This is a genomic window from Pseudomonas sp. NPDC089554 (assembly GCF_050280645.1).
Classification (GTDB): Bacteria; Pseudomonadota; Gammaproteobacteria; order Pseudomonadales; family Pseudomonadaceae; genus Aquipseudomonas.
Map to the genome: position 1 here is coordinate 38,751 of NZ_JBNNVR010000029.1, position 12,767 is coordinate 51,517.

General features: G+C 65.6%; 12 protein-coding genes and 1 pseudogene. 1 reads left to right on the forward strand and 12 read right to left on the reverse strand.

The window, feature by feature from the left end; all coding sequences use genetic code 11:
• Positions 1-154 precede the first annotated feature (154 nt).
• The 6 genes from ACQKPE_RS11495 to ribBA all read right to left on the reverse strand — a co-directional run bounded on the left by ACQKPE_RS11495 (position 155) and on the right by ribBA (position 6,547).
• Positions 155-1,210: a GlxA family transcriptional regulator gene (locus tag ACQKPE_RS11495; RefSeq protein ID WP_427665879.1), complete on the reverse strand. Its 1,056-nt coding sequence runs from the start codon at positions 1,208-1,210 to the stop codon at positions 155-157.
• A gap of 83 nt (positions 1,211-1,293) precedes the next feature.
• Entirely contained in the window at positions 1,294-2,442 is a 1,149-nt protein-coding gene (locus ACQKPE_RS11500) for an ABC transporter ATP-binding protein (protein WP_427665881.1), read from the reverse strand.
• Between the two features lie 19 nt (positions 2,443-2,461).
• Complete coding sequence (locus tag ACQKPE_RS11505) at positions 2,462-3,271, reverse strand: ABC transporter permease (protein ID WP_427665883.1); 810 nt, start codon at positions 3,269-3,271, stop codon at positions 2,462-2,464.
• Between the two features lie 6 nt (positions 3,272-3,277).
• Entirely contained in the window at positions 3,278-4,189 is a 912-nt protein-coding gene (locus ACQKPE_RS11510; protein WP_427665884.1) for an ABC transporter permease, read from the reverse strand.
• The gene (locus tag ACQKPE_RS11515) at positions 4,186-5,211 is read right to left on the reverse strand and encodes a polyamine ABC transporter substrate-binding protein (RefSeq protein WP_427665885.1); all 1,026 of its coding nucleotides are present in this window, start codon (positions 5,209-5,211) and stop codon (positions 4,186-4,188) included. Before ACQKPE_RS11515 ends, ACQKPE_RS11510 begins: the two co-directional genes overlap by 4 nt.
• 223 nt (positions 5,212-5,434) lie before the next feature.
• A complete protein-coding gene (ribBA, locus tag ACQKPE_RS11520; RefSeq protein ID WP_427665887.1) occupies positions 5,435-6,547 on the reverse strand; it encodes a bifunctional 3,4-dihydroxy-2-butanone-4-phosphate synthase/GTP cyclohydrolase II in 1,113 nt (370 codons plus the stop codon).
• Between the two features lie 78 nt (positions 6,548-6,625).
• On the opposite strand from ribBA, the gene ACQKPE_RS11525 reads away from it, so the two are divergent.
• A complete protein-coding gene (locus ACQKPE_RS11525) occupies positions 6,626-6,919 on the forward strand; it encodes a DUF1330 domain-containing protein (RefSeq protein ID WP_427665888.1) in 294 nt (97 codons plus the stop codon).
• Positions 6,920-6,981: 62 nt separating this feature from the next.
• Here ACQKPE_RS11525 and ACQKPE_RS11530 read toward each other — a convergent pair whose 3' ends face one another.
• The 6 genes and pseudogenes from ACQKPE_RS11530 to ACQKPE_RS11555 form a co-directional block, all read right to left on the reverse strand.
• On the reverse strand, positions 6,982-9,150 hold the full coding sequence (locus ACQKPE_RS11530) for an ATP-binding protein (protein WP_427665890.1): 2,169 nt from the start codon (positions 9,148-9,150) through the stop codon (positions 6,982-6,984).
• Between the two features lie 101 nt (positions 9,151-9,251).
• Entirely contained in the window at positions 9,252-9,815 is a 564-nt protein-coding gene (locus ACQKPE_RS11535) for an NUDIX hydrolase (protein WP_427665892.1), read from the reverse strand.
• Between the two features lie 2 nt (positions 9,816-9,817).
• Positions 9,818-10,570, reverse strand: coding sequence for a GntR family transcriptional regulator (locus ACQKPE_RS11540; protein WP_427665893.1), 753 nt, complete (start codon positions 10,568-10,570; stop codon positions 9,818-9,820).
• Between the two features lie 88 nt (positions 10,571-10,658).
• On the reverse strand, positions 10,659-11,048 hold the full coding sequence (locus tag ACQKPE_RS11545; RefSeq protein WP_427665895.1) for a carboxymuconolactone decarboxylase family protein: 390 nt from the start codon (positions 11,046-11,048) through the stop codon (positions 10,659-10,661).
• Between the two features lie 118 nt (positions 11,049-11,166).
• Complete coding sequence (locus tag ACQKPE_RS11550) at positions 11,167-11,652, reverse strand: flavin reductase family protein (protein WP_427665897.1); 486 nt, start codon at positions 11,650-11,652, stop codon at positions 11,167-11,169.
• A 12-nt stretch (positions 11,653-11,664) separates the two neighbouring features.
• Positions 11,665-12,699, reverse strand: a pseudogene (locus ACQKPE_RS11555) (aldehyde dehydrogenase family protein); the annotation flags it as partial.
• Positions 12,700-12,767 lie beyond the last annotated feature (68 nt).

The window sequence follows — 12,767 nt, forward strand, 5'->3', positions numbered from 1 at the left end:
AAGGAAACCGCTGCACACGAAGCAGCGTTGCGTCCAGGCCGGTTGGCGGGGCAGGAGCAATGATACGCCTTGGTGTCTACGCCACGCCGTGGCCCGACGGATGCACATGCGTGGCACCCGTGGCCTTCATGCTAAGCGCCGTGTGGAAACCGCCCTAGGCCAAAGAACCCTGGCTTTCGGCCAAGGGCATGCTGCGGGCGAAGCGTGCGCGGTAGTCGCGCGGGGTGACCGCCAGGTGGCGCTGGAATGCCAGGCGCATACGCTCTTCGTTGCCGAAGCCGCACTGCCGGGCGATACGCTCGATATGCCAGTCACTGTTCTCCAGCTGGCGGCGTGCAGCCTCCAGGCGAAACACCTCGATGGCCTTGGCCGGGGTGCGGCCGGTCTTGGCCTTGTACACCCGGGTGAAGTTGCGCAGGCTCATGTTGGCCTGCTCGGCCAGGCGCTCGACGGTCAGGCGCGGGTCGCCGAGGTTGTCGTTGAGCCACAGGTGCAGGCTTTCGAACAGGCTGGCGTCCTCGCCCTGGGCCTTGAGCAGTTCGCTGAATTGCGACTGGCCGCCGGGGCGCTTGAGGAACACCACCAGCTCGCGCGCCACCTGCATGGCCACGTCGCGGCCGTAGTCGTCTTCCACCAGGGCCAAGGCCAGGTCGATGCCGGCGCTGACGCCTGCCGAGGTCCATACCCGGTCCTGCTGGACGAAGATCGACTCGGGGTCTACTTCCACTGTGGGAAAGCGCACGCGCAAGGCATCGCACATGGCCCAGTGGGTGGCGGCGCGACGGCCATCGAGCAGCCCGGCGGCGGCCAGCAGGAAGGTGCCGCTGCACACCGAGGCGGTGCGCCGGGCGCTGGCGGCGGCCAGGCGCAGCCAGGTCACCAGTTCGTCGTGCTCGGGAAGGGTGCGCAGGATTTCCGGGGCGCCGGGCACCACCAGGGTGTCGATGGCGGTGTTCAGCAGGGGCGCCAGGGGTTCGGTGCCCACCGGCAGGCCTTCGGCAGTGCCTACCAGGCCGCCTTCGAGGCTGGCGGTGCGCACGTTGTAGCCAGGTTGACCGCGGGCCACGCAGGCCTTGGTGGCGGCCCAGAACACTGTTTGCGCCCCGGTCAGGTCGAGCAGGCCCATCTCGGGGTAGGCGAGGAACAGCACCTGGCGCGGGGTGTCCACGGAAGGTGTCGGGTGTTCGGGGACGTTGGCGGGGTGGGTCATGGTCGCGGCTGCTGGCGGGTGAAGCCTTATGGTACTCCTTTACCAGGCCCGCGATCGGGCCGCATGGCGGCCCTTTCTTGGTATCAATGCGCCCCGGCAGCCTTGCTCAGGTCGCTCTCGGCCCACTCGGTGTAGATGCAGGCATCGGCCACCGCCCAACGCACCTTGACGGTGTCACCCGGGCGCATCGGCATACCGGCGGCAGACAATGCCTTCACCGTCATCTCGGTACCGCCTGGCGTCACTACATGGCAGGTCTGGCTCTCGCCGAGGAACAGCACCTCGCCAACCTTGGCCTGCACCTCGTTCCAACCGGCCGGTAAAGGTGCGTTGGCGGCCTGTTCGACGGTCAGCGCCAGGGCTTTCTCCGGGCGCACCATGATCAAGGCATCCTGTTCGTTCCCCAAGCCCGGGGTCAGGCGTACAGCAAGCGACTGGCCCTCGAAACCGGCTGCGCCATTGCTGTTGGCCTTCACTCGCAGGAAGTTGGAGTTGCCCAGGAACGAGGCGACGAAGGCGTTCGGCGGGTTCTGGTAGAGGTCGTAGCCGCTGCCAAGGCCGACGATCTTGCCGTGGCTGAAGATGGCGATGCGCTGGGACAGGCGCATGGCTTCTTCCTGGTCGTGGGTGACGTAGACGATGGTGATGCCCAGGCGCCGGTGCAGCTGGCGCAGTTCATCCTGCAGGTCTTCGCGCAGTTTCTTGTCCAGCGCCCCCAGCGGCTCGTCCATCAGCAGGATGCGTGGCTCGTACACCAGCGCCCTGGCAATCGCCACGCGCTGCTGCTGGCCACCGGAAAGCTGCGCGGGGCGGCGGTGGGCGAAGGCTTCCAGCTGCACCAGCTTGAGCATGGCGTCCACCCGCTTGGCGATTTCGCCGGCGCCGAGCTTGCGGATCGCCAGGGGGAAGGCGATGTTGTCGCGTACCGACAGGTGCGGGAACAGCGAGTAACGCTGGAACACCATGCCGATGTCGCGCTTGTGCGGCGGCACGTTCACCAGCGACTGGCCCTCGACCAGAATCTCGCCGCTGCTTGGGGTCTCGAAACCGGCCAGCATCGACAGCGTGGTGGACTTGCCCGAGCCGCTGGAGCCCAGGAAGGTGAGGAACTCGCCGTCCTGGATGTCCAGGCTGATGTCGTCCACCGCGGCGAAGTCGCCGTAGTGCTTGTTCAGGTTGCGCAGGCTGACCAGGGTCTTGTTCCGTGCGCTGTCTTGGATGACTGCACTCATTGTTGTTGTCTCCGGGCGCTCAAGCGCGGGTTTCGTTGCGCCGACGCAGGGCGGCGGCGATGACCATCACCAGCACCGACAGGCCGATCAGCAGCGTCGAGGCGACGGCGATCACCGGGGTCAGGTCCTGGCGCAGGGTGGTCCACATCTTCACGGGCAGGGTTTGCAAGGTGGGGCTGGCCATCATCACGCTGAGCACCACCTCGTCCCACGACACCAGGAAGGCGAACAGGCCACCGGCGATCATCCCCGGGCGAATGGCCGGGAAAGTCACCTTGAAGATCGCCTGCAAGCGCGAGGCGCCGCAGATCACCGCCGCGTCTTCTATCGACTGGTCGAACAGCTTCAGCGAGTTGATGATCGAGATGATGGTGAAGGGCAGGGCGACGATCACGTGGCTGACCACGAAGGAAAACAGCGTGCCGGTGTAGCCCAGCTTGAGGAACAGCGCGTACACCGCCACGGCGATGATCACCAGCGGCACGATCATCGGCAGGGTGAACAGCCCGTACAGCATCTCGCGCCCCGGGAACCGCCCGCGCACCAGGGCGAAGGCGGTCGGCAGGCCCAGCGCTACGGCGCACAGGGTGGTGAGCACGGCGACCTTGAGGCTGGCCATGGCCGCGTCCATCCACTCGGGGTTGGAGAAGAACTGGCCGTACCACTTCAAGGTCCAGCCCGGCGGCGGGAATACCAGCCATTGCGACGAGCCGAACGACAGCAGCACGATGAACAGGATCGGCAGCAGCAAGAAGGCCGCGATCACCCCGGTGGTGAGGTACAGGCCGACGCGCAGCGGGCGGCCCATGGCATTGGGTGTCAGGAGCATGGCGGCTTACCTCGGGTTGCCGACCGGAGATTCCGGTTGCAGCTTCAGGTAGAAGTAGAAAAGCACCAGGGTGATCAGCACCAGCAACGCCGCGGCGGCGCTGGCCAGGCCCCAGTTCAGGAACGACTGCACCTGCTGCACGATGAATTCCGGCAGCATCATGTTCTGCGCGCCGCCCAGCAGGGCCGGGGTGACGTAGTACCCCAGCGACATCACGAACACCATCAAGGCGCCGGAGAACAGCCCCGAGCGGCACAGCGGCAGGAACACCTTCCAGAAGTTGGTCCAGGGGCTGGCGCCGCAGATGGAGCCTGCCTGCAGCACCATCGGGTCGATGGCCTGCATGGTCGCCTGCAACGGCAGCACGATGAACGGGATCATGATGTAGCTCATGCCGATCACCACGCCCGTGAGGTTGTGCACCATCTCCAGCGGCGCATCGATGATGCCCATCGCCATCAGCGCCTTGTTGATCACCCCCGAGGCTTGCAGCAGCACCAGCCAGGAATAGGTGCGCGCCAGCAGGCTGGTCCACATCGACAGCAGCACGATGTTCAGCAGCCAACGGCCCCAGCCCTTTGGCACCAGGGTGATCGCCCAGGCCAGCGGGAAGCCCAGCAGCACGCTAATGAGCGTGACCAGCCCGGCCACCGAGAAGGTGTTGAACAGCACCCGGGCATAGGCCGAGTTGGCGAACAGTTGTTCATAGTTGCCCAGCCCCGGCACGGGTTCGAGCACGCCGCGCAGCAGCAGGCCGATCAGTGGCGCGAAGAAGAACAGACCAAGGAACAATAAGGCCGGCAGCAGGTTGCGGCTGCCGCGCCAGCGCTGGGCCATGGGCGGTCGGGGCGCGGGCGCGCCCTTGGTTCCGGGGGCGGCGCCTTGCGCGCTGTGCAGGGCGTTGATGGCGACTTTCATTTGACCAGCCACTCATTCCAGCGCGCCGCGATGGCCTGGCCGTTCTTGGCCCAGTAGGCGAAGTCCAGGGTGACCTGGTCCTGGGCGTAGGCGGTGGGCAGGTTAGGGGCGAGCTTTTTGTCCAGTTGGCCGACGCTGTCGAGGTTGACCGGGGCGTAGGCGGTGAGGTTGGCAAAATCTGCCTGGCCCTTGGCGCTGCTGGCGTTGGCCAGGAACTTCATGGCCGCGTCCTTGTTCTTGGCGCCCTTGGGGATGACCAGGAAGTCGGCCATGACCAGGTTCTGCTTCCAGCTCACGCCCACCGGCGCGCCGTCTTGTTGCAGGGCGTAGACCCGACCGTTCCAGAACTGCCCCAGTGACGCTTCGCCGGAAGCCAGCAGTTGCTGCGACTGCGCGCCACCGCCCCACCAGACGATGTCTTTCTTGATGGTGTCGAGTTTCTTGAACGCGCGGTCCAGGTCCAGCGGGTAGAGCTTGTCGGCGGCTACGCCATCGGCCAGCAGGGCCAGTTCCAACACGCCGGGGCTTGGCCATTTGTACAGGGCGCGCTTGCCGGGGTAGGTCTTGGTGTCGAACAGGGCGGTCCAGTCCACCGGCTTGTTGGCGCCGAGCTTGCCTTCGTTGTAGCCGAGCACGAAGGAGAAGAAGAAAGAGCCTACGCCGTGGTTGGAAACGAAGCGCGGGTCGATGCGATCACGCTGAATGGTGTTGAAGTCGAGGGGCTCGAGCAGGCCTTCGTTGGCGGCGCGCAGGGCGAAGTCGGCTTCGACGTCGACCACATCCCACTGCACGTTGCCGCTTTCGACCATGGCCTTGAGCTTGCCGTAGTCGGTGGGGCCGTCCTGCACCACCTTGACCTTGCTGCTTTCGCTGAAGGGCTCGGCCCATGCCTGTTTCTGCGCATCCTGGGTAGTGCCGCCCCAGCTGACGAAATTCAGGCTATCGGCGGCCAGGGTGGCCTGGCAGGCCAGGGACAGCAGGCTGGCGGACAGCACTGCACTTACTCGTTTGCTCAACAGCATGGTTAACGCCCTCGTTGCTTTTGTTATTCGAGGCGGGCTTCGTGCGCCCGCCAACTGTGTTCGGGGAGCTGCGATCTGTAGGTGTTGCGTGGCCGTGTCTTGAGTGTAGGAGTGGCCGGCAGGTTTTAAGGTCTACGGGATATCATATTATGGTATTCCAAGATTTTGGCAAGAGGATGGCGATACCGGCCATCTTCTGTGATGGCCGGGGTGGGCTAGGGCATCAGTTGCCTTCGAACGGAATACTCTGCACCACTTCCAGCTCATACCCCGCCAAACCCGCGTACTTGAGCGGTGGCCCGAGGTGGCGCAGCTTGCCCACGCCCAGGTCCTGGAGGATCTGCGCCCCGGTACCCACCTCCGAATACACCTTCGACTGCCCGCGCTGGTACGGCCGCACTGGCTGCGTCAGTTGCGGCACCCGCTCCAGCAGCGCCTGGGACGATTCATGGCTGGCCAACACCACCACCACGCCAGCCCCTTCGGCGGCTACCCGCTCCAGTGCTGCCCACAACGTCCAGTTCGCCGGCCCCGCGTACTCGGCGCCGACCAGGTCGCGCAGCGGGTCGATCACGTGCACCCGCACCAGGGTTGGCTGCTCGCGCCGGATGTCGCCCATCACCATGGCCATGTGCACGCCACCTTCGATGCGGTCTTCGTAGGTCACCAGGCGGAAGGTACCGTGCACGGTGGGCAGTTCGCGTTCGCCGATGCGTTTTACCGTTTGCTCGGTGCTCAGGCGGTAGTGGATCAGGTCGGCGATGGTGCCGATCTTGATGCCGTGGCGTTCGGCAAAGCGTTCCAGGTCGGGGCGGCGGGCCATGGTGCCGTCGTCGTTGAGCACTTCGACGATCACCGAGGCCGGGGCGAAGCCGGCCAGGCGCGCCAGGTCGCAGCCGGCCTCGGTGTGTCCGGCGCGGGTGAGTACGCCGCCCTCGCGGGCGCGCAGGGGGAAGATGTGGCCAGGTTGTACCAGGTGCTCCGGGCGGGCGTCGGGCGCCATGGCGGCGGCCACAGTGCGAGCACGGTCGGCGGCGGAAATACCGGTGGTGACGCCTGTGGCGGCTTCGATGGACACAGTGAAGGCGGTGCTGAAGGCGCTGCCGTTGCTTGGCACCATCTGTTCGAGGCCCAGGCGTTGGCAGTGGTCGTCGGTGAGGGTCAGGCAGATCAGGCCACGGGCCTCACGGGCCATGAAGTTGATGACTTGGGCGTTGCAGTGCTCGGCGGCAATCAGCAGGTCGCCTTCGTTTTCCCGATCTTCGTCGTCCACCAAGAGGACCATCTTGCCTTGGCGGTAGTCGTCGAGAAGTGCTTCGATGCTGTGGAAGGGCATGGTGCGGGCTCGCTATGATCGGCTAATGCCTTGTGGTATACCATAATACATAAATCGACTGACACAGGAGCACGACGAATGAAGGCCTACTGGATTGCCCATGTAGATATCACCGACCCCGAGCAGTACCTGCAATACACCCAGCGCGCGCCTGCGGCGATTGCCGCGCATGGCGGGCGCTTCCTGGCGCGGGGTGGGCGCAGCGAGGCGCTGGAGGGGCGCGCGACGCCGCAGCGCAGTGTGGTGATCGAGTTCGACTCGTATGAGCAGGCGGTGGCATGTTATCGGTCGGACGCCTATCAGGAGGCGTGCCGGCACCGGCAGGGTGTGGCGCGGGCCGAGATCATCATCGTGGAAGGTTTCGAGGGATGACGTTGGAGTGCGACACGGTGCTTGTGGGAGCGGGCTTGCCCGCGAAAAAGGCGCCGCGTTGCTCAGGTATCCCCCAGCACCTTTCCCAGCACCTGGCACACCTGCTCGGCCGAATAGGGCTTGGGCAGGAAGGTGAAGCCTTGATAGCCACCTTCGGCAATCGCTTCGCTGTAGCCTGAGGTGAGAATCACAGGGAGTGCAGGGCGCTGCTCGCGCAGCTCGCGCGCCAGGGCCAGGCCGCCGATGCCGGGCATTACTACATCGGAAAACACCGCATCGAATCCCCCATCGTCACTGGCCAACTGCGCCAGTGCTTGTTCTGCGCTGGTGGTCCAGCGCACCTGGTAGCCGTGCTCGCCGAGGATCTGCGCCGCGAAGTTACCCACTTCGAGGTTGTCCTCTACCAGCAGGATCCGGCGCTTGCCTGCCTCTGCCTGTAGCGGTGCAGCGAGTTGCTGGCTCGCGAAGGCGGCATCCTGGCCGTCGGCCTGGGGCAGGTAGAGAGTGAAGGTGGTGCCCTGGCCGGGCGTGCTGGTGACCCGCACATCGCCACCGGACTGCTGGGCGAAACCGAACACCTGGGATAACCCCAGCCCCGTGCCCTGGCCGGGTGCCTTGGTGGTGAAGAAAGGGTCGAAGATGCGTTCGAGCAGGTGCGGTTCGATGCCCACGCCGCTGTCGATGACCGAAATCGCGGCGAAGGTGCCTGGCTGCCCGGCCAAGGCCTGGGTAGGGCGCAGTTGCAGGTGCAAGGTGCCTTCACCGGCCATGGCATCGCGGCCGTTGATCATCAGGTTGATCACCGCCGTTTCCAGCTGGGCGAGGTCGGCGTGGATGTGGCAGGGGCTGTCGGGCAGTTCGAGCAGCACTTGCATGCGTGCGCCGGTGGCGGTGTCGAGCATATCGGCCATTGCCTGCAACCGTGGGCCGGCGTCGAACACCTGCGGGCTCAGGGCCTGGCGGCGGGCGAAGGCCAGCAGTTGGCCGGTCAGCTTGGCGCCGCGGTCGACCGTATCGCTCATGGTGCGCAGGTAACGCTGGCGTTTTTCATCGTCCAGGGCGGGGCGCTGGAGCAGGTGCAAGGAGGAGCGCAGGATGGTCAGCAGGTTGTTGAAGTCGTGGGCCACGCCGCCAGTGAGCTGGCCGATGGCTTCGAGCTTCTGGGTCTGGCGCAGCACCGCTTCGGTGTGCAGCAACTGGGCGGTGCGCTCTTCTACCCGTTGTTCGAGGGTGGCATTGAGCGCAGCCATGGCCGCCATCGCCTCGCGGCTCTCGGCATGGGCCTGGACTCGCTGGATATGCGCCCAACTGCGTTCGGTGACTTCGCTGAGCAAGGCTTGTTCGTAGCCTGTCCAGGTGCGCGGTACGTTGTCATGGATGGCCATCAGCGCGGTCAGCTGGCCGCCTTTGATCAAGGGCATGCAGATGGTCGCGGTAATGCCGATGGCCTGGAAGGTGGCCGCTTCCTCGGGCGCCAGCTCCCGCAGGTTGTCGTTGATGACCAGGGGCAATCCGGCGCGCAGGCGTTTGACCGCCAGTTGGCCGAAGTCGGCCAGGCGGTACTGGCCGACCAGCCGTGGCGAGCCGGGCGCTACCCAGTCGCCGCAAATGGTGAAACCGTCCTGGTCAGCTTCCATCACCGCGTAGGCGCAGCTGGACAAATCCAGGTGCTCGCCCAGCAGTTGTGTGGTGGTGGCCAGGATCTGGTCGGGCTCGGTGGCCTGGGCCACGGCGCGGCCCAGGTTGTCGAGGAACGCCAGGCGCTGGTTGGCGACCACGCTGGCGGTGGTTTCGGTGACGGTGTCGACCATGCCGACCACCTGGCCATCGAGGTCGCGGATGGGGCTGTAGCAGAAGGTGAAGTAGGCCCGCTCCGGAGCGCCGCCGCGCTCGATCATCAGCGGGAAGTTCTGGATGAACACTGCTTCACCCGCCAGGGCGCGGTTGGCCAGGGGGCGGATATCGTGCCAGGCTTCCTGCCACACTTCGCTGAACGGGCGGCCCAGGGCCAGGGGCTTGTCGCCCAGGATCGGCGCGAAGGCATCGTTGTGCAGGGTGATCAGTTCGCGGCCCCACAGCACCGCCTGGGGGAAATGCGAGCCCAGGCACAAGGCCACGCTGGTCTTGAGCGTGTCTGGCCAGGTTTCAAGCGGGCCCAGGGGCGTGGAAGCCCAGTCGAGGGTGCGGATGCGATCGGCCATGCGTCCGCCGCCGTCGAGCCATTTCGCCATGTCGTGTGCCGATCCGTTGCATTAAAGGGGGATAGGGTGCACCGAGAATCGGTGGCTGGCGAGGGAATTATAGTGGCTATATGGGCCTTATCGCGGGACCGTCAGCGAATGAAATGCACCTTGCCGGTGTCGTCGTTGCCCATGTAGATGCCGTACACCCCGGCCTGGCGTTCGAGGATGTAGCGCTCGAGAATCTGCCGGATGGCCGGGTAGTAGATTTCATCCCACGGGATTTCATCCGGGGCGAAGAAGCGGTACGCCAGGGTTTCCGGCCCGAACTGGCCGGTTTCCTCCGTGGCGATGGCGCGGAAGATGATGTACACCTCGCTGATCGTCGGCACGCTGAAGATCGAATAGGGCGAGACGATTTCGCCACGCACGCCGCTTTCTTCCCAGACTTCGCGCAGCGCCGCCTGCTCGGTGGTCTCGCCTGCTTCCATGAAGCCGGCAGGCAAGGTCCAGGTGCCGGGGCGCGGGGGGATGGCGCGCTGGCACAACAGGTACTTGCCGTCGCGCTCGATGATGCAGCCGGCGATGATCTTCGGGTTGACGTAGTGCACGTAGCCGCAGGCGCGGCAATGCAGGCGTTCGTGGGTATCACCGGTGGGAACGCCCCGGGCAAGCTCGGCGGTGCAGTGCGGGCAGTAGCGCGGGGCGTTGGGCATGGTCAGCGGCCTATGCGAGGGTCCTTCAGGGCCAGGGGCTCGACGATGTCGCGGACCTGGGCGTTGCCTTCCTGCTTCTGGCGCAGGTACTCCAGCGCCACCTTGGCAGCGGCGCGCACGTGGTCGACCGAGGCCTGGTGCGCCACCTGCGGGTCGCCGCTCTTGATCGCCGCGACGATCTTTTCCATTTCCTGGTTGCTGGCGCCACGGCGGTTGGCCTGGGACACCGAGGTGGCACGCAGGTAGCTGATGCGCGCCTGCAACTGGCGTAGCTGGGTGGCGGCGACCTGGTTGCCGGAGCCTTCGAGCAGCACGTCGTAGAAGCCCTGCACCGAGTCGAGCACCTGTTGCAGCTCGCCTTCCTCGAGGGTCTGGCGGTTGACTTCCAGTGCGCGCTCCAGGGCACGGATGTCCTTGGCCTTGGCGTTCAGGGTGAACAGCTGGACGATCAGGCCTTCGAGCACGCAACGCAGCTCGTAGATGTCGCGGGCGTCTTCCAGGGTGATGATCGCCACCCGTGGGCCCTTGGCGTCGGCGAACTCCACCAGGCCTTCGGATTCGAGGTGGCGCAGCGCCTCGCGCACCGAGGTGCGGCTGACGCCGAGGCGGTCGCACAGGTCGCGCTCGACCAGGCGGTCGCCCGGCAGCAGGTGGAAGTTCATGATCGCGCTGCGCAGCTTGTCGAGCACGATTTCGCGCAGGGTTACGGGGTTGCGGTTGACCTTGAAGCTGTCGTCGAGGGGCTGGCGTTTCATCAGGTGCGCTCTGTATGAGGCTGTTGCGCCAACACCGTGGAGCACCCGCGACCGAGTTGCTCCTTGCAGTGGTTCGAACAGCCCGTTGTTAACGGGTAGGTTCCGCATCGGCTTCGGCGAAGGCCTCGCGGGCCAGGCGGAAGCTGTCCACCGCCGCGGGCACGCCGCAATAAATGCCGACCTGAAGCAGGATCTCGCGAATCTGTTCTCGGCCGAGGCCATTGCGCAAGGCGCCGCGGATATGCAGCTTGAGCTCGTGGGGCCGGTTCAGGGCGGAAATCATCGCCAAGTTTATCATGCTGCGCTCCTTGAGCGATAAGCCCTCGCGACCCCAGACATGGCCCCAGCAATATTCGGTGACCAACTCCTGAAGCGGCTTGCTGAAGTCGTCGGCGTTCTGGATCGAGCGGTTGACGTAGTCTTCGCCCAGCACCTGGGTGCGGATGGCGAGGCCTTGTTGGTATTTTTCGTTGCTCATGGGCCGGGGCTCCTGTGCCAGCGAAGAAAAAAGGGGGCCGTGACCGAAGCTGAGGGTGACGGGACGGCCCCCGGGAAATCTTTGAAGGTTTTGGGGCCGCTGCGCGGCCCCAGGCCCATTAGCCCAGCGGCGGCAATGCGCCGAGCTTGCCCTTGTGATAGACCATCGGCGTCGCCGGGGCCTCGGGCAGGATCAGGTTTTTCACCTGGCCGACGATGATCGCGTGGTCACCGCCGTCGTACTCGCGCCACAGCTCGCACTCGATGATCGCCGTGGCCTTGGCCAGCAGCGGGTTGCCCAATTCGCTCAGGTGCCAGTCGATGCCACGCGCCTTGTCCTTGCCTTTGCCAGCGAAGGCATAGGCCTCGGCGGTCTGCTCGGCGGCCAGCAGGTGGATGGCGAACTGCTTGCTGTCGCGCAGCACCGGGTAGGTGTCGGAGGCGTAGTTGGGGCAGAACAGCACCAGCGCCGGGTCGATGGACAGCGCACTGAAGGCGCTGGCAGTGATGCCGACGATGCTGCCGTCGGCGTCCAAGGTGGTGACCACCGTGACGCCGGAGGGGAACGAGCCCATCACGTCTTTGTAGATGCCTGGTTCGATCATCGCGCAGGTCTCCTAGCGCATGACAAAGGGATCGGGCATAGGCGCGGTGGACAGGTTGATCCACACGGTCTTCAGCTCGGTATAGGCCAGCACCGAATCGATGCCGCTCTCGCGGCCATAGCCGCTGTTCTTGAAACCACCGATCGGCGCCATGGCCGACACGGCGCGGTAGGTGTTGACCCAGATGATCCCCGAGCGCACGTCGCGGGCCAGGCGGTGGGCGCGGCCCAGGTCGCGGGTCCAGATGCCGGCGGCCAGGCCGAACTGCGAGTCGTTGGCGATTTCCAGGGCCTCTTGCTCGGTCTTGAAGCGGATCACCGCCGCGACTGGGCCGAACACTTCTTCCTGCATGATGCTCATCGAGTTGCTGTCGCACTCGAACAAGGTCGGCTCGTAGAACCAGCCGTCACCCTCGACCTCGGCACGCTTGCCGCCCAGGTGCAGCTTGGCGCCTTCTGCCTTGGCCGCCGCCACCAAGCCTTCGACCACGGCCAATTGTTGCGCGGTGGCCATCGGGCCCATTTCGCTGGCGTCGTCCTGCGGGTTGCCGATGCGGATACGCTTGGCGCGCTCGACCAGGCGGGCGACGAACTCATCGAAGATCTCGTCCTGCACCAGCAGGCGCGAACCTGCCACGCAGCTCTGCCCGGAGGCGGCATAGATGCCGGCTACGGCGCCGTTGATGGCGCTGTCCAGGTCGGCGTCGGCGAAGATGATGTTTGGCGACTTGCCGCCCAGTTCCAGCGACAGCTTGGCGAAGTTCTCGGCGCTGCTGCGCACCACGTGGCGGGCGGTGGCGGCGCCGCCGGTGAAGGCGATCTTGCGCACCAGTGGGTGGCGGGTCAGCGCCGCGCCGGTACTGGGGCCGAAGCCTGTGACCACGTTGATCACGCCTGCGGGGAAACCGGCTTCAAGGGCCAGGCGGGCCAATTCCAGGATGGTCGCCGAGGCGTGTTCGGATGGCTTGAGCACGATGGTGTTGCCTGCGGCCAGGGCCGGGGCGAGCTTGATCGCAGTGAGGTACAGCGGGCTGTTCCACGGGATGATCGTCATTCAGGCGATCAAGCAGGCCAGCGATCAGGGGATCGAGCTGTTGGTCTTTTCCGAGTCGTTCC